This window comes from Streptomyces sp. AC627_RSS907 (assembly GCF_019049165.1).
In genome coordinates, this window is the sequence record NZ_JAGMUE010000014.1 from 12,804 (window position 1) to 29,444 (window position 16,641).

The 16,641-nt window shown below is 73.6% G+C and carries 13 protein-coding genes and 1 pseudogene; 6 read left to right on the top strand and 8 right to left on the bottom strand.

Annotation, left to right across the window (positions count from 1 at the left end; translation table 11 throughout):
• Nucleotides 1-9: 9 nt before the first annotated feature.
• Complete coding sequence (locus KUM32_RS04505) at nucleotides 10-468, bottom strand: Rrf2 family transcriptional regulator (protein WP_217140466.1); 459 nt, start codon at nucleotides 466-468, stop codon at nucleotides 10-12.
• Between the two features lie 95 nt (nucleotides 469-563).
• On the opposite strand from KUM32_RS04505, the gene KUM32_RS04510 reads away from it, so the two are divergent.
• Entirely contained in the window at nucleotides 564-3,314 is a 2,751-nt protein-coding gene (locus KUM32_RS04510) for a beta-galactosidase (protein ID WP_217140467.1), read from the top strand.
• Nucleotides 3,315-3,329: 15 nt separating this feature from the next.
• On the opposite strand, the gene KUM32_RS04515 is transcribed toward KUM32_RS04510, so the two are convergent.
• The 5 genes from KUM32_RS04515 to KUM32_RS04535 are packed head-to-tail and all read right to left on the bottom strand — an operon-like array spanning nucleotide 3,330 to nucleotide 9,035.
• On the bottom strand, nucleotides 3,330-4,835 hold the full coding sequence (locus KUM32_RS04515; protein ID WP_217140468.1) for an alpha-N-arabinofuranosidase: 1,506 nt from the start codon (nucleotides 4,833-4,835) through the stop codon (nucleotides 3,330-3,332).
• Between the two features lie 54 nt (nucleotides 4,836-4,889).
• Nucleotides 4,890-5,858 (bottom strand): arabinan endo-1,5-alpha-L-arabinosidase, encoded by a 969-nt coding sequence (locus KUM32_RS04520; RefSeq protein ID WP_217140469.1) that lies wholly within the window; start codon nucleotides 5,856-5,858, stop codon nucleotides 4,890-4,892.
• Nucleotides 5,859-5,878: 20 nt separating this feature from the next.
• Nucleotides 5,879-6,751, bottom strand: a complete 873-nt coding sequence (locus KUM32_RS04525; protein ID WP_217140470.1) for a carbohydrate ABC transporter permease — start codon at nucleotides 6,749-6,751, stop codon at nucleotides 5,879-5,881.
• The gene (locus KUM32_RS04530) at nucleotides 6,748-7,689 is read right to left on the bottom strand and encodes a carbohydrate ABC transporter permease (RefSeq protein WP_217140471.1); all 942 of its coding nucleotides are present in this window, start codon (nucleotides 7,687-7,689) and stop codon (nucleotides 6,748-6,750) included. Before KUM32_RS04530 ends, KUM32_RS04525 begins: the two co-directional genes overlap by 4 nt.
• Nucleotides 7,686-9,035, bottom strand: a complete 1,350-nt coding sequence (locus KUM32_RS04535; RefSeq protein WP_217140472.1) for an extracellular solute-binding protein — start codon at nucleotides 9,033-9,035, stop codon at nucleotides 7,686-7,688. The genes KUM32_RS04530 and KUM32_RS04535 overlap by 4 nt, the downstream gene beginning before the upstream one ends.
• Nucleotides 9,036-9,528: 493 nt before the next feature.
• On the opposite strand from KUM32_RS04535, the gene KUM32_RS04540 reads away from it, so the two are divergent.
• The 4 genes from KUM32_RS04540 to KUM32_RS04555 are packed head-to-tail and all read left to right on the top strand — an operon-like array spanning nucleotide 9,529 to nucleotide 13,852.
• Nucleotides 9,529-10,059: a toxin gene (locus KUM32_RS04540; protein ID WP_217140473.1), complete on the top strand. Its 531-nt coding sequence runs from the start codon at nucleotides 9,529-9,531 to the stop codon at nucleotides 10,057-10,059.
• On the top strand, nucleotides 10,056-11,237 hold the full coding sequence (locus KUM32_RS04545) for an MAB_1171c family putative transporter (protein ID WP_217140474.1): 1,182 nt from the start codon (nucleotides 10,056-10,058) through the stop codon (nucleotides 11,235-11,237). Before KUM32_RS04540 ends, KUM32_RS04545 begins: the two co-directional genes overlap by 4 nt.
• A 31-nt stretch (nucleotides 11,238-11,268) precedes the next feature.
• Nucleotides 11,269-12,459 carry an MAB_1171c family putative transporter gene (locus KUM32_RS04550; protein ID WP_217140475.1) on the top strand — a complete coding sequence of 397 codons (1,191 nt, stop codon included), beginning with the start codon at nucleotides 11,269-11,271 and terminating at the stop codon, nucleotides 12,457-12,459.
• Nucleotides 12,449-13,852, top strand: coding sequence for an NAD(P)/FAD-dependent oxidoreductase (locus KUM32_RS04555; RefSeq protein WP_217140476.1), 1,404 nt, complete (start codon nucleotides 12,449-12,451; stop codon nucleotides 13,850-13,852). The genes KUM32_RS04550 and KUM32_RS04555 overlap by 11 nt, the downstream gene beginning before the upstream one ends.
• Before the next feature lie 281 nt (nucleotides 13,853-14,133).
• On the opposite strand, the gene KUM32_RS04560 is transcribed toward KUM32_RS04555, so the two are convergent.
• Nucleotides 14,134-14,976, bottom strand: coding sequence for an SMP-30/gluconolactonase/LRE family protein (locus tag KUM32_RS04560; protein WP_217140477.1), 843 nt, complete (start codon nucleotides 14,974-14,976; stop codon nucleotides 14,134-14,136).
• Nucleotides 14,973-15,746 (bottom strand): IclR family transcriptional regulator, encoded by a 774-nt coding sequence (locus KUM32_RS04565; protein ID WP_217140478.1) that lies wholly within the window; start codon nucleotides 15,744-15,746, stop codon nucleotides 14,973-14,975. The genes KUM32_RS04560 and KUM32_RS04565 overlap by 4 nt, the downstream gene beginning before the upstream one ends.
• 169 nt (nucleotides 15,747-15,915) lie before the next feature.
• Here KUM32_RS04565 and KUM32_RS04570 point away from each other — a divergent pair.
• Nucleotides 15,916-16,526: pseudogene (locus KUM32_RS04570) on the top strand (hypothetical protein).
• Nucleotides 16,527-16,641 lie beyond the last annotated feature (115 nt).

A 16,641-nucleotide genomic window follows, 5' to 3' on the forward strand; every position in this document is an offset into this window, starting at 1 on the left:
CGTGCCCCCTCAGGGGTTCTCCCAGGCCGCCGGTTCCGCCGCCAGTTCCCGCACGGGGGCCGGCAGGGCGTCCGCCGCGAGGTCCGCGATCGTCACACCCTCCAGGATCCGCCGCACATTGGCGCGCAGCGCGACCCACAGCGGCAGCAGGGGGCCCGCCGTGCCCGTGTACACCAGCCCCGTCGGCCGCTCCCCGCGGACCGAGACGATCGGGCCGTCCACCGCCCGGATCACGTCCGCCACCGTGATCGCCGACGCCTCGCGCGCCAGCCGGTACCCGCCGCCACCGCCGCGCCGGCTCTCGACCACGCCGCCACGCCTGAGGTCCCCGAGGATCCCCTCCAGGAACTTGTGCGGAATGTCCTGAGCGACGGCCACGTCCTCCGCCTTCACCGGGGAACCGCCCTGCCGGACGGCCAGTTCCAGTACCGCCCGTACCGCGTAGTCCGCACGCGCCGAGATCCTCATACCGACCATTGTGGGGTCCGCTGGGAGAATGGCCCGGCACAGGCGGTCCCGCGCAGGCGGCGGGGCCACAAGCACGGGCAACAGGAGAGGCTCCCTTGGAGCTCAGCAGGCTCAGCAGACGAGCGTTCAGCGCCCTCGCGGGCACCACCGTCCTCGGTCTCGCGCTCGGCGGCAGCGCGAGCGGCGGGGCGCTGCCCGCACCCGGCGCCACCGGGCCGGTCCCCACCGGACCGCTCCCCGGGCCGCCCGGCGCCGACGGGGTGCGCCACCGGGTCGCCCTGGACCGGTACTCCCTGCTGGTCGACGGCAGGCGCCTCGCGCTGTGGTCCGGCGAGATGCACCCCTTCCGGCTGCCGAGCCCGTCCCTGTGGCGGGACGTGCTGCAGAAGATGCGCGCGTACGGCCACAACGCGGTCTGCGTCCGTCTCGCCTGGGCCCACCACTCCCCCGCCCCCGGCCGCTACGACTTCACCGGCGTCCGCGACCTGGACCTCTTCCTGCGCACGGCCGCCGAGGCCGGTCTGTACGTCGTCCTCCACCCCGGCCCGTACATCGGCGCGGACGTGGACGCGGGCGGCCTGCCCGGCTGGCTGACGGCGACCGCGGGCCGGGCCCGGACCACCGACCCGGAGTACCTGCGCCACGCCGACGAGTGGCTGACGCACGTCAACGCCATCGCCGCCCGGCACCAGTTCACGCGCGGCACCGGCACGCTCCTGCTCTACCGCGCCGACGCCCCGCGGCGCGCCCTGCTGAGCCGCCTGCACGACAAGGTCCGCGCCGACGGCATCGACGTGCCCCTGCTCCACGACGACCTCCCCGTCGCCTGGGCGGAGGCGGAGGGCATCCGGGACGCCGCCGAGGCGCGGCGGGTCCATCTCGCCCACCTCGCGCAGGGGGTCACGCTGCACAACGTCCGCACGGCGTTCGGCGGCACCTCCTGGGGCTGGCTGCCCGCACCGTCCGCGCCCACGCCCACCTACGACCCCACCGCCGCGATCGACGAGGCCCGCCGGCCGACGGACCGGCTCGCCCCCCTGCACCAGCTCGGGCACCTCCTGCGCAACGTCCCCGACTTCACCCGGCTGGAGGAGGCGCCGGAGGTCAGGGCCGCGGACCCCCGCATCCAGGTGCGGCACCTGGCCAACCCGGACACCGGCAGCCACGCCTACGTCCTGCGCAACGACTCCGCCGCGGACGTCACGTCGACGCTGCCGATGGGCGGGACCGACGTCAGGGTCACCGTCCCCGCCCGGGACGCCAAGCTGCTCGCCACCGGACTCCACCTGGGCGCGGGACGGAAGCTGGCGTACGCCACCGTGCAGCCGATGATGGCCCTGAGCGTGGGGCGGCTGGACATCGCCGCCTTCGTGGGCCGGGCCGGCGAGATGGCGCACCTGGTGCTGGACTGCCCCGAGGAACCGTGGCCGACCCGGCTGGACGAGGCGGCGGCCTGGGCGTACGACCACGGCAAGCTGCATGTGTCGGTGCCGCTCGGCGAGGACCGGCTGACCCGGGTGCGGGCCCGCAGCGGCGGCTCCGACCGGACCCTGCTGCTGCTCTTCGCCGACGACGCCGCCTCACTGCGGCTGTGGTCGTACGAGACCCCGTCGGGCAAGGTCGTCGTGCGCGGCCCGGCGCTGCTGCGCGACGTCGCCCTGGACGGTGCCACGATCCGGCTGACCGGGGACACCGTCGGGGAGCACGAGCTGGAGGTGTGGGTGCCGCGCGGCATCACCCACGTCACCTGGAACGGCGACGCGGTGCAGGCGTCCGCCGGCCGCGCCCTGAGCCTGATGACCGTCTGGCCGCTGCCCGGCGTACCCGGGCTGGTGCTGCCCGCGCTCGACGGCTGGCGGCGCCGCACCGAGAACCCGGAGTCCCGGCCCGGCTACGACGACTCGGGGTGGACGGTCGCCGACCGGCGGACGTCGTACAGCACGACCCCCGTGCCCGCCGGGCAGCCCGTCCTCTTCGCCGACGACTACGGCTTCCACTACGGCGACGTCTGGTACCGGGGCCGGCTCACCGGCGCGTCGGGCCTGGAGTCCGTCTCCCTCACCTACCGCACGGGCGCCCGGGGGCTGCTGATGGCCTGGCTGGACGGGGAGCCGCTGGGCACGCACCGCCCTGGGCCGGAGGCGGACGGCAAGGAGGCGGGCACGCGGGCCGCCACGGCCGGCTTCCGGCTGCCGAAGGGGCTGCGGGAGGCACTGCGGAAGCGGTCCGACGCCGGCGGCTCCGCGGTCCTGTCCGTGCTGGTCCGGCCCACGCCGCACGACCCGGACGCGTACAAGGCCGCCCGCGGGCTGGCGTCGGCCGCCTTCGAGGGGGCGTCGCCCCGCGTGCGCTGGCGGATCCGGGGGGCGGCCGCGCCCGACCCCGTGCGCGGGCCGCTCAACAACGGCGGTCTCTACGGGGAGCGGCACGGCTGGCATCTGCCCGGCTACGACGACGGCGGCTGGGAGCCGGTCTCCTCGGCGGCCTTCCCGCGGGCGGACCGGCGCCAGGGCGTGACCTGGTACCGGACCACCTTCCGGCTGGACGTCCCGCCGGACGTCGACGCCTCGGTCGGGCTCGTCCTCGACGACGCCCCGGAGCGCGACTACCGCGTCCAGGTCTTCCTGAACGGCTGGAACATGGGCGAGTACGTGGCCGGCGGGCCGCACACCTTCGTCCTGCCGGGCGGCGTCCTGCGCACCCGTGCCGCCGCCAACACGCTGGCGCTGGCCGTCCTGGCCGGCGGCGGGACGGCGTCGGGGCCGGGGACGGTGCGGCTGAAGCTGCTGGGCAGCGCGGCCGGAGGGGTGCCGGTGACACCGGTCGCCTCCCCCGGCCGGCGCTGACCCGGCCGGTGCGCGTCAGCGCAGCCGGATCACGTTCCAGGACAGCGGCTCCAGGACGGCGGTCAGCCCGCCGTCCGTCAGGGCCGTGCCCTCGACCGGGTGCGGGACGACCCGCTCGGGCTCGGCGAGGGTGTTGCGGGCGTCCGGGTCCGCGTCCGCGAGGGCGGTGTGCTCGACGACCTCGGTCAGGTCCAGGCCGCTCAGGGCGATGTCGAGCGGCAGCGGCTCGGTCCGGGAGCGGTTGACGGCGAAGACGGTCACCGTGCCGTCCTCGGCGCGCACGGCGGTGGCGTGCAGCAGGTCGGCCTCACCGTACTTCTTGGTCTCGTACGTCGGTGAGTCCACGCGGACGTCGAGGACCTCGCCGCGGCCGTACCGGGAGGCCTGCGCGAACGGGAAGAACGTCGTCTGGCGCCAGGCCGGGCCGCCCGGCTCGGTCATGATCGGGGCGATGACGTTGACGAGCTGGGCGAGGCAGGCGACCGTGACGCGGTCGGCGTGCCGGAGCAGGGCGATGAGGAGCGAGCCGAAGACGACCGCGTCGGTGACGCTGTAGTTGTCCTCCAGCAGGCGCGGCGCCTCGGGCCAGTCCAGGGCGCTGACCTCGGCTTCGGTCCGGGACAGGTACCAGACGTTCCACTCGTCGAAGGAGAGGTTGATCTTCTTCTTGGACTTGAGGCGGGCGCCGATGTGGTCGCAGGTGGCGACGACGTTCTCGATGAAGGACTCCATGTCCACGGCGGAGGCCAGGAAGGAGTCGACGTCGCCGTCGAGCGGCTCGTAGTAGGCGTGCAGGGAGATGTAGTCGACGAGGTCGTACGTCTCCTTGAGGACCGTCGCCTCCCACGCGGCGAAGGTGTCCATGGCCTGGCTGGAGGATCCGCAGGCGACGAGTTCGACGCCCGGGTCGATCTGGCGCATGGCGCGGGCCGTCTCGGCGGCGAGGCGGCCGTACTCCTCGGCGGTCTTGTGGCCGGTCTGCCAGGGGCCGTCCATCTCGTTGCCGAGGCACCAGAGGCGGATGCCGAAGGGGTCCTTGTCGCCGTGCTCGGCGCGCAGGTCGGAGAGTGCCGTCCCGGCGGGGTGGTTGGCGTACTCCTGGAGTTCCAGGGCCTCCGCGACGCCCCGGGTGCCGAGGTTGACCGCCATCATCGGTTCGGCCTGGGGGCCGATCTTCCTGAGGAAGGCGATGTACTCGGAGAGGCCGAAGCGGTTGGTCTCCGTGGAGCGCCAGGCGAGGTCGAGGCGGCGGGGCCGGTCCTCCACCGGGCCCACGGAGTCCTCCCACTTGTAGCCGGAGACGAAGTTGCCGCCGGGGTAGCGGACGGCGGTGACGCCGAGTTCCCTGACCAGCTCCAGCACGTCCTGGCGGAGGCCGGCGTCGTCGGCGGTGGGGTGGTCGGGTTCGTAGATGCCGGTGTAGACGCAGCGGCCGAGGTGTTCGACGAAGGAGCCGAAGAGACGGGGGTTGACCTCACCGACGGTGAAGGCGGGGTCCAGGGTGAAGCGGGCGGTGCGCATGCGTGCCTTTCGGGTTCGGGTGTCGTCTGCGGGTGAGTGGGGGCCGGCCGCGCCCTAGAGGGCCTTCGGCCAGCCGTCCTCGGTCCAGGCCAGCCTGTTGAGCCCCAGCTTCGGGGTGCCGCTGTCCTCGGCGTCGTAGTAGTGGTACGCCAGCCAGTCCTGGCCCCGGTCGCGGAAGACGGACTGGCCGCCGGTTCCCGCGTAGCGGCCGTGGCCCGCCAGGAGCAGGTCGCCGCCGCCCTCCAGGAGCGGCTTGCCGGTGCTGTCGACGTACGGGCCGGTGACCGAGGTCGATCTGCCCACGCGGATCTTGTACGTGCTGTTCACGCCGGAGCAGCACGCGTCGTACGACGCGAACAGGTAGTAGTGGCGGCCGTGTCTGACGATGTAGGGGCCTTCGACGGCGTACGGCGCGTCCGGGCGGGTGGCCAGGTGGTGGACCGTGGCGCCCTCGGCCGCCCGGCCCGTGCGCGGGTCGAGTTCGACCATGCGGATGCCGGACCAGTACGAGCCGAAGGACATCCACAGGCGGCCGTCGGCCCGGACGATCGCCGGGTCGATGGCGTTCCAGGTGTCGGTGGTCTCCGAGGTGAGGACCTTGCCGTGGTCGGTCCAGGTGCCGGGCAGGCCGGTGCGGGAGGTGGCGACGCCGATCGCGGAGTGGTTGGTGCCCCAGGAGGAGACCGCGTAGTAGAGCCAGTAGCGGCCGGCGCGGTAGGAGACGTCGGGGGCCCACGGGTCGCCGGTGTCGTTGTACTCGTACCACCAGTCCGGGGGCTCGGTGAAGGCGTTGCCCGCGTCCGTCCAGTGGACGCGGTCCTTCGACGTCCGGGCGCCGATGACGCCCCCGGTCGAGTAGGCGACGTAGTCACCGGAGCGGAGGCGGATGACGGTCGGGTCGTGGATGATCTGCTGGCCGGTGACGGGCTGCGGGTCGGGGTACGTCACGTCCGCCCGGGCCGTGGACGGCAGCAGGGCCACGACGGCGGCGGCGAGCAGCGTGACGACTCTGAGGCGCTTCACGTGGGGTTCTCCTCGCGGGGCTACTGGCCGGCCAGACCGGTGTGGGCGACACCCGCCACGATCTGGCGCTGGAAGAAGACGAAGACGACGATCAGTGGCAGGCCCGCCATGAGACCGCCGGCCATGAGCTGGGCCCACTGGATGCCGTAGGAGTTCATGACGGTCGCGATGCCGTTCGGCATGGTCATCAGGTCGGGGTTGTTGGTCACCATGTACGGCCACAGGAAGTTGTTCCACGAGCTGATGAAGGTGAAGATGCCGACCGCCGCGAGTGAGGGACGCGAGAGCGGCACGATGATCGTGAAGAAGACGCGCCAGCGGCCCGCGCCGTCGATGAAGGCGGCCTCCTCCAGTTCGCGCGGGATGCCCTGGAAGAACTTGTAGAGGATGAAGACCATCGCGGCGGGCGCGCACTGCGGCAGGATCATGCCCCAGTAGGTGTCGACCATCCCCATCTGCTGGACGGTGGTGAACAGGGGCACGCCGAGCACGGCCGGGGAGACCATGAGGCCTGCCATCACCACGCCCATCAGGAGGCCCTTGCCCCGGAACTCGGTGCGGGCGAAGCCGTATCCGGCCAGGGCGCTCACCAGCAGCACGATCGTCGTCACGCACACGGACACGACCAGGGAGTTGACGAACCAGTTGGTGATGTTCCCGGTCTCGAACATGGCCGACCAGGCCTGGCCGGTCCACTCCTTCGGGAGCCAGTGCGGCGGCACCTCGACGGCCTCGGTCTCCGACTTCAGGGAGGTGAACAGCGCCCAGGCGAGCGGCGCCAGGAACACCGCGGAGACGGCCGTGCCGAGGAGGGTGAGCACGATCTGGCTGGGGGACCAGGCCCTGCGGGGCTTGCCCCGGGCCGGTGCGGCTGTCTGTGCGGCGGTGGTCATCGGCCGCCCTCCTCACGGTTGCGCAGCAGCCACATCCGCGCGAGGGCGACGGCCGCGATGAGCACGAAGAAGATGATGGAGATCGCGGAGGCGTAGCCCACGCGGTAGCTGGTGAAGCCCTCTTCGAGGGTGTACTGCACGAAGGTCCGGGTCGATTCCTCGGGACCGGTGCCGAAGTCCATCATGACGACGGCCTGGTCGAAGACCTGGAGGGAGGCGAGGATCTGGAGCGCGATCACGAGGCCGGTGATGTTGCGCAGCATCGGCAGCGTGATGTGGGCCATGCGGTGCCAGGCGTTGGCGCCGTCCAGCTTGGCGGCCTCGTAGAGGTGGGCCGGGATGCCCTGGAGCGCGGCGAGGTAGAGCAGGAAGCTGAAGCCGACGGTCCACCACAGGGTGCAGATGACGACCGCGAGCATCGCGTACGACTTGTCGGTCAGCCACGGCGTCTCGATGCCGAAGACGTGGTTGATCATGCCCGTGCCGGGGTTGAACAGCCACTGCCACAGGTTGGCGGCGACGGTGGACGGCAGCAGGAACGGCAGGAAGAAGCAGAGCCGCCACAGCCACTTCCCCCGCTCGATGTGATGGGCCAGCATCGCCAGCAGGAAGGCGAGGACGGTGATGCACGGCACGACGAGCAGCGTGAAGAAGGCGCTGTGGCCGAGCGAGTCCCACATCAGCGGGTCCTGGAGGGCCTCGCGGTAGTTGTCCAGGCCGATGAAGCTCGCGTCGTCGCCGGAGATGTTGGCGTCGGTGAAACTGAGGAAGAGGCCGCGCAGCAGCGGCCAGACGACGAAGAGCGCGAACAGGGCGAGGAACGGGGCGACGAACCAGCCGCCGTGCTGGAAGCCCTGCTTGCGGCGGACGGTGGCGCTGTCCGCGGCCGTCTTCGCGCGCGCCGGGCGGATGATCGTTTCTGCGCTGGTCGTCGTCATGCGCCCGCACCTCCCTGCGCGGCGGTCCTGCCGTCCATCGGGTTCTTCGTGGCGAGCAGCTCGGTGAGCGCGCCCTTCATCCGGCGGGCGGCCGCCTCCGGTTTCGCGGAGCCCATCGTCGAGGAGACGACGATCGGGCCGACGCGCTGGGCGAGGATGCCGGTGGACCCGGCGAACCACACCTTCGGCTCGGTCGCCTGGTGGTCCATCGCGCCGACGTACTCGCTCTGCGGGTCCAGCTCCTTGTACGCGGCCGTGGAGAGGGTGGGCGTGTAGGCGGGGATGTGGCCGCCGGCCGACCACTGCTGGGCGTGCTTGACGACGTAGGCGGCGAGTCGGTGCGCGGCCTCGTTGGTGGCGCCGCTGCGTTCCGCCTGGTGCGGCAGCACGAAGGAGTGCGACTCGGCGTGGGTGGCCTGCCTGCCGAAGACGGGCGGCAGCGGGGTCGCGCCGTAGTCCAGCTTCGCCCCGGAGAAGACGGGCACCGACCAGTTGCCCTCCCAGGTGAAGGGGGCACCGTTGAGGAACTGCTCGCCGTCGGCGGCCCCCGCGATGGTGTAACCGTCGGTGATGTGCCGGCGCATGAACTCCAGGACCTGGACGGCCTTGCCGGTGTCGAAGGTGACGTCGGTGTTCGCCGCGTCGAAGTAGGTGCCGCCGAGCTGGGCGTAGAAGGCGACGAAGAACCACCACATGAAGTTCTGGTCGTTGGCGTGCAGGCCGAGGGTCTGGAGCCCCTTCCCGGTGGCCTTCTTGGCCTGCTTGAGCACGTCGAACCACTCGTCGGTCGACGTGACGGGCACCATCCGGCCGTCGGCGCCGAGCAGGCCCGCCTTCCTCAGCACGTCCTTGCGGTAGAAGCAGAGCTGGACGTGGATGTCGAGCGGGAGGGCGTAGAGCTTGCCGTCGATGACGGCGCGCTTCCACAGCTCGGGGTTGAAGTCCTCCTCGCGCACGCCGTACTTGTGGAGCAGGCCGGCGTCCCAGGGGTCCAGGAGGCGGCCGGGCGAGAAGCCGGTGACGCGGCCCAGGTGCATGACGCCGAGGTCCGGCGCGCGGTTGCCGGCCGCCGCCATGGCGAGCTTGGTGTAGAAGGGGCTGCCCCACTGGAGGGTGGAGTCCTTCACGTCGATGCCGGGGTTGTCCTTCCGGAAGGCGTCCAGCATCGCGATCATGTTGTAGCCGTCGCCGCCGCTGAAGAGGTTCCAGTAGCGCACACGGGTGTCCGCTCCGGAGGCGAGCGCGTCGGCGCCCGTACCCAGGGCCGCGAAGCCGAAGCTGCCCGCGACCGTCAGGCCGCCCGCCGCGGCCAGAAAGTGCCTGCGATCCAGGCCAGGTCGTCCCATGCCCTGCCCCATCTGCTCATGGATTGTTCGGTAGACATCGTTCGACATATCGCGAATACCGTGTTCGAGATACCGAATGACGCTCGTAACTTCGAACGGGACCGTAGGTGTGCGACGCCTGAACGTCAATGCTTCGGACAAGAACTCGACGCAGGACTTTTCGCGCGCCTTTCTCTCCTGACGCGGGCACTTCAGGCCGCGTAGGCTCGAACGGCCTCGGGTACGGCGGTGAGGGAGAGCGGGGGACGCGATGGAGTCGGCGGACGCGGCCAAGGCCCCGGCGCCACGGCCCTGCCCCCTGGGACCGGGGCCCGCACACCCGCCCCGCGCCGCCCCGGCGTCGTCCGGCGGACCCGCGCCCGCACCGCGGCGCACGAGGTCACCGCGACGGTCGCCGGGCGTCCGCGCCACAGGCGGAACTGGCCCGGAGGACACCCGACTTGGCATATTGCACAGGTGACCGATCAGCCCCCAGGGGAACAGGGAGACAGCGGTGCGTACCAGGAAGGAGATGCGTCGTCTGGCTGACGCCCTCATCGACCCCATCCGGGTGGCGGTCCCGGCCGATCCCGAGGTGCTGTTCGAGGCCCTGGTGGCCTCCGTCAGCGCGTGGCGAGGACGCGACGTGGTCGTCCACCGTGCCGCGTTCCCGCCGCACACCGCGAGCGGGCTGTGGCTGGAGCGCGAGAGCCACGACGACGTGGTGGTGGACGAGCGCGCCGCCGTGTGGCACCAGATCGTGATCCTCTGCCACGAGGTGTGGCACATGAGCCGCCGGCAGGCGGACACCGACCGTGCCGCCGCCGGTGCCGAACCGCGTCCGGTCGCCGCGCGCACCGACTTCTCCCTGGCTGAGGAGCAGGAGGCGGACCGCTTCGGCATGCTGATGGGCCGCAGGCTGCGCACCTGGCTGGAGGCCTCCACCGACTCGGTGTTCGCCGCGGAGGGCAGCGAACCCGACGACCCGCAGGACCTCGCCGGACGCATCGGAGCCGCGCTCAACTACCGCGGGACGAAGAGATGAACGGCCTGATCAACTACGTCAGCTGCGGGGCGCTGTGGCTCGGCCTGGTGACGAAGGCCCCCGATCTGCTGCGGCACCGCCGCGACCCGTACCTGCGCGCCATCTGCACGGTGCTGGGGCTGGCCGGGCTCTGCTTCCTGCTCGGGGCGCCGCCGACGGTCGGCGCCGTCAACCACCTGAGCGGCGTGCCGAACCTCGCCGCTCCGCTCACCTACGTGGCGATCACCGGGTACTGCGCCGCCTCCCAGGTCCTCGTCGTCCACTGGCGCGGGGGACCCGGGGTGCAGCGCACCGCCCGCCGCTGGACGCTCGCCTACGCCGCCGTGGTCCTCGGCATCGCGGTGACCTTCGCCCTGGGTGACGCGCCGGTGGAGCGCCGCACCGACCTGGACACCTACTACGCGACGACCCCGTTCCTCGCCCAGATGATCGTGCTGTACCTGGCCGCCCACCTCACCGCGGTGAGCGTGACCACGGTGTCGGCACTGCGCTGGGCCCGCCAGGTGCGGGGCGGGCTGCGGGCGGGCCTGATCCTGCTCGGGACCGGCTCACTGTGCGGAGCCGGGTACAGCGTGGCCAAGCTGGTCGCGGTGGGCGCCCGCTGGTCCGGGCGCGACTGGCCGGCGCTCGGCACCACCGTCTCCCCGGCCGCCGCCGGTCTCGGCGCCCTGCTGACGGTCGTCGGGGTGCTGGTCCCGCTGGTGGCGCCCCGGGTGACCGAGTGGCGGCGGGCCCGGCGGACGTACGCCCGGCTCGCACCCCTGGAGCGGGCGCTGGAGGACCTGCTCGTCCGCCGGACGCTGCGGCTGCCCCGGCCTCGGTTCGCCTCCCCCACCACCCGGCTGATGTGGCGCCAGACCAGCGTCCACAACGCACTGAGCCACCTGGACGCCTACTTCGACCGGGACCTGTACGACCGGACCCACGCCGGCGTGCTGGCGGCGACGGATGATCCGGAGCGGGCCGAGGCCGCCGCCTGGGCCGCGGTGATCACCGCCGCGGTACGGCGCGAGGCGGCCCCGTGGGGCGGGGACCGGCCGCCCGGCGGCACCGGCCCGCTCCCGGAGCCGGTGCCGGGCCCGGCCACGCTGGGCCGGATCGCCGACGTCCTGGCCGGCACCGTGCCGGTGCCCGTCCCCGCCGTGCCGAGCGCCGCGACCACGGCGGGGACCGCGTGAACCGGGCCCCGGGCGAGAGGAACCTGCCGGTATGAGCCTCGTCGTGTACCTCGCGGCCCTCGTGTTCGCGATGACCTCCGTGCTGCTGTTCCGCCGCCCGCGCACGGCGCTGCGCAACCCGCTGACGCTGTCCACCTGCGTGGCGATCGTCCTGGGCGCGCTGGTCTTCGTCTGCGCCGCCCCGGCCACCCTCGCCACCGTCAACGAGCTCACCGGCATCCCCAACTTCGGGGCCCCGCTGACCTACGGCATGCTCTGCGCGTACAGCTGCGCCGTGCTCGTCCTGCTGGTCAACTGGCGGGGCGGTTCCCGCGCGTGGGTGCGGCGCATGGTGCTGCGCTGCGTGGCCGCCTACGGTCTGCTGGTCGTCGCCATCGTCGTGCTGTTCGCGCTCGCCGACACGGACACCGAGCGGCTGACCGACCTCGACACGTACTACGCCGGCACGCCGTTCATGCGGGAGATGATCCTGCTGTACCTGCTCGGGCACAGCGCGGCGATGCTGGTGATGTGCGTCGTCTGCGTCAAGTGGGGCCGTGAGGTGGGGGGTCCGCTGCGGACCGGGCTGCGGCTGATCCTGCTGGGGGCGCTGCTGGACGTGGCGGGCTTCCAGCTGACCAAGTACACGGCGGTCGTCGCGCGCTGGTCCGGACACGACCTCGACTTCCTGTCCACCACCGTCGCCCCGCCGATGGCCTCGCTGGCCGCGCTGCTGTGCGCGGCCGGGTTCGTGCTGCCGAGGCTGCTGCCGCCCGTGGTCGCCCAGTGGCGGGGGCTGGGAGACTACCGGCGGCTGGAGCCGCTGTGGTCCCTGGTGCGGTCGGCGTCCACCGCCCCCAGACCCCCGACCGCGTGGTGGCAGCTCCCCCAGGCCCGGCTCCAGTGGCGCGAGGTGTCCATCCACGACGCCCTGCTCACGCTCGCGCCGTACTTCGACCACCGGGTCCGTGAGCGGGTGCGGGACACCGCCCTGCGCGCGGGCCGCTCCCCCCACGAGGCCCGCCTGGCGGCGGAGGCGGCCATGCTCGCCGACTCCGCGCGCCGGGCCGCCGCCCGCGAGGAACCGCCCGAGGCCGGCGGTACGTACCGCCTGCACGCCACCGAGGTCTCCGGCCCGAGCGGGCTGGTGGAGCTGGCGCTGGCACTGGACCGCCCGCCCGGCGCCTCCGCCGGCTCGGCGCCGTCCTCCCTGACCGAACCCGAGGAGCCCCATGTCGCGTAGAGCTGTCGTCGTCGGTGCCGGCCTGGCCGGGATGCTGGCCGCGGCCGTGCTGTCCACCGCCGGGGTGGACGAGGTGGTCGTGCTGGACCGTGACGAGCTGCCCGAGGGGCCGGAGCACCGACGCGGGCTGCCGCAGGGCCGGCACGCGCATCTGCTGATGGCCGGCGGGCTGGCCGCCATGGAGGAGCTGGTGCCGGGCGTGAGCCCGCGCAAACGGCTGGTCGCCGCCGGAGCCCACGAGGTGTCCCTCAGCTCGGGCACGCTGGCCCGCACACCCGCGGGCTGGCTGCGGCGGTGGCGGCGCGAGGGGCCCGTCATGCTCACGTGCAGCCGGGCACTGCTGGACTGGACGGTACGGGAGGCGGTGCGGGAGCACTGCCCGGTCGAGGTCCGCAGGGCGGCGGCGGTGGGGCTGACGGGTTCCGCCGGCCGCGTACGGGGGGTGCGCGTCGCGACCGCCGACGGGGAGGCGGAGCTGGACGCGGACTTCGTCGTCGACGCGAGCGGGCGCGGTACCCGGGTCGTCCGCTGGCTCGACGGGCTCGGGCTGTCCGGCGTCCGGGAGCACACCGTGGACTCCGGGCTGGTCAACGCGACGCGCGTCTACCGGGTGCCGGAGGGCGCGGAGCGGTTCCCGCTGACGATCGTGCAGGCCGACCCGTACGTGTCGCGGCCGGGGCGGAGCGCGATGGTGCTGCCGATCGAGGGCGGCCGGTGGATGGTGAGCTGCGGTGGCACGCGAGGCGGTGAGCCGCCGGGGGATCCGGAGGGTTTCCTGCGGTACACGCTCGACCTGCCCGACCCCCTCGTGGGGCGGCTGATCTCCGGTGCGCAGCCGCTCACCGGCGTGCACCTGAGCCGGTCCACCAGCAATGTGCGCCGGTACCTGGAGAAGTCCGCCCGGTGGCCCGACGGTTTCGTCGTCCTGGGGGACGCCCTGGGCACCTTCAACCCGGCGTACGGGCAGGGCATGTCGGTGGCGGCGTTCGGCGCGCGGGTGCTCGCCCGTGAGCTGGAGCGGGCCGGGAGCCTCGACGCGCCCGGGCTCGCCCGGCGGGTGCTGCGGGGGGCGGCGCGCTCGGTGGACGCGGCGTGGTCCATGGCCGTCGGCCAGGACGTCCTCTACCCGGGGGTGCGCGGCGGACGGCCGGGCGTCGCCGACCGCGTCGTGACGGCGTACACGCGGCGCATGACGAAGGCGGCCACGGGCTCCTACGCGGCGGCCTCGGCGATGTGGGACGTCACCAGCATGCGTACGCCCCCGACCCGCATGTTCCACCCCGACGCCCTCCTGGCCGCCCTCACCGGCTCCCCACTCCCCCCGCTGACCGAGCCGCCCCTGACTCCGGGGGAGAGGAAAGTGCTCCGGGAGCTGGACCGTACGGGGATGTGAACCACGGACGGACGCGGGGGCGGCCCGGCGCCGGGTGGCACGGAGCCGGCGCGGGACGGGCCGGCGTCTCTCAGCCCGTGAAGGCCGGCTGGGCCACCCCCCTGCCCGCGCCGGCTGCCGGCGCAGGGCGGCCGGGTGCCGGGGGCGCCCGGCCGGCCGGACGGGAGCGACCCGCGGCCGGGGGCCGGAGGCCGGGGCGTCGGCCACGAGGCGGCCGGCTCCGGTGGTTCGCCGGGGCCGGACGCCCGCGGGGCGTTCCCGCGGGGCCGGCCCGGCGTCTCTCAGCCCGCGAAGGCCGGCTGGGCCACCCCCCTGCCCGCGCCCGGTACCACCAGGACCGAGCCCGCCAGCGGATGGGGGGCCGTCAGACCCACCCGGGCCGTGGTGATGTACAGGTCGGTCAGGTCGGGTCCGCCGAAGGCGCAGGCGGTCACGCGCGGGACCGGCAGGGCGATCACCCGGTCCAGCCGGCCGTCCGGGGTGTAGCGGCGTACCGCTCCCCCGTCCCACAGGGCGACCCACACGCAGCCGTCGGCGTCCACGGTGAGCCCGTCGGGGAAGCCGGCGCCGTCCTCGACGGTGGCCAGCGGGCGCCGGTTCGCGAGGGGGCCGTCTCCGGCGTCGAGGACGTCGATCCGGCGGGTCGGGGAGTCGATGTAGTACATCAGCCGGCCGTCGGGGCTCCAGCCGGTGCCGTTGCTCACCGCCACGTCGTCGAGGACGACCTCCACCACGCCGTCCCCGGTGACCCGGGAGAGCGTGCCGCCGCCGGGTGCCTCGTCGTAGCGCATGGTGCCGGCCCACAGGCTGCCGTCGGGGGCGACGGCGGCGTCGTTGCCACGGCGGTCCGGGACGGCCTCCCGGTGCAGCCAGCGGAAGGAGTCGTCGGGGTCGAGCAGGCCGATCCCGTCGCGCAGGTTGAGGACCAGGCCGCCGCCCGCGCGCGGCTTGGCGGCGCCCACGTGCTGCTCGGTCGTGCGCACCGTCCGGCGCCCGGAGGCGGGGTCGTAGGTGTGCACGCGGCTTCCCAGGATGTCGACCCAGACCAGCCGGCCCGCCCGCGCGTCCCAGGTCGGGCCCTCGCCGAGGGTCGCCTCGGCCCGTACCGCCACCTCGTACGTCATGACGCGCTCCGGTGGCCGAGGCGCTCGGAGAGGTCGGCGGCGCCCTTGGCGGCGAGCTCCTCCAGCTCGGCACGCCGCTCGTCGCTCCAGCGGATCATCGGCACGGAGATCGACAGCGCGGCGACCACCCGGCCGGTGCGGTCGCGGACCGGGGCCGCCACGCAGGAGACGTCCGGGTTGGACTCGCGGTTCTCCACCGCGATGCCACGCTCGCGGATACCGGCCAGGGTCTCGCGCAGCGCGGCCGGGTCGGTGATGCTGTTCGGGGTCATGGCGGCCAGCTCGGCGCCGTCGGGGAAGCGCTCGGCGAGCTCCGGCTCGGGGAGGGAGGCCAGCAGCATCTTTCCGACGGACGTGCAGTGGGCGGGCAGCCTGCGGCCGGCCGCCGACACCATGCGCACCGCGTGCGTGGAGTCGACCTTGGCGATGTAGATGACGTCGGTGTCCTCCAGGATCGCCACGTGCACGGTCTCGTCGCAGGTCTCGGCGACGGTCCGCGCCACCTGCTGGCCCTCGGCCGCGAGGTCGAGGTGCTCGGCGTAGCGGGCGCCGAGCTGGTACGGGCGCACGCCGAGCCGGTACCGTCCGGGCTGGCCGGGCACGGGGACGATGTACTTGCGGGCGGCGAGCGTGGTGACCAGCTCGTGCACGGTGGTGCGCGGCAGTTGGAGCCGGCGCACGATGTCGGGGGCGGAGAGCGCGCCGTCCCCGTCGAGGAAGAGCTCCAGTATGTCGAGAGCCCGGGTCACGGCTGGTACGAGACGTCCCATGTCCGGCCCCCTCCCTAGGTGTCTCAGGCGCCTGCGGCGACAATCCCGTTGTTCGAGATTTCAACAGACGATCGGAATGGCGAACACAGGCTACTCATATCGCGTTTGCCGGGGCAATGGGGCGGGCGCCCACGCCCACCCACGGGCCCCACTCCCGCCCACGGGGCCCATGAGCCACGATGACCCCATGCCCACCGGAAAGCGGCCCGCCGGCCCGTTCACCCCGCTCGACTTCCAGCTGGTGCTGCTGCGCCGCATGGCCGACCACAACCCCGGCCTGGTGGAGGACGCCCGCCGTGAGCTGGGCGCCTCGGCCGCGGACATGCGGGAGGCCAACAGACGCTGGCAGGCGATGCTCCGCTCCCCGCGGGCCCGCTCGGCCGCCTCCCGCTACCGGTCGGTCCTGGGCGAGCCCGAGTCGGCGCGCCCGCGCCGGATCGGCGACCTGGAGTGCGAGGCCCGGCAGTGGGCGCTCCCCCTCTGGCCCGGCCTGCGCTTCGAGGTGCTCGTCGCCGACCGGGGCGTCGTCTGGAACGCGTGGCTGTCCGCGCGCCCGGCGCCGAGGGACCGCGGCTGCGCACCCTGGACGACCTCACCCCCTGGTCCTGCACGGTCGACGAGGCGGCCCGCGCCTTCGCCCCCGCCCGCCCGCTCCAGGGCTCGGCCCCCACACGCTGGGGGCTCGCCTTCACCGCCCCCGACGGGGACGGCGTACGCCACGAGGTGGTCGCGGAGTTCACCTGGGGGCTCCTCCAGCGGACGGCGGTCGGCGACCGCTAGCCGTCCGCTCCGGCCCCGCCTCCCTGTCGTTCCGTCCCCCTCGTCCCCCCTCCTCCCTGTCTCCCCGCCACCCTGTCTCCCCGTCTCCCCGTCTCCCCCGTCTCCCCGTCTCCCC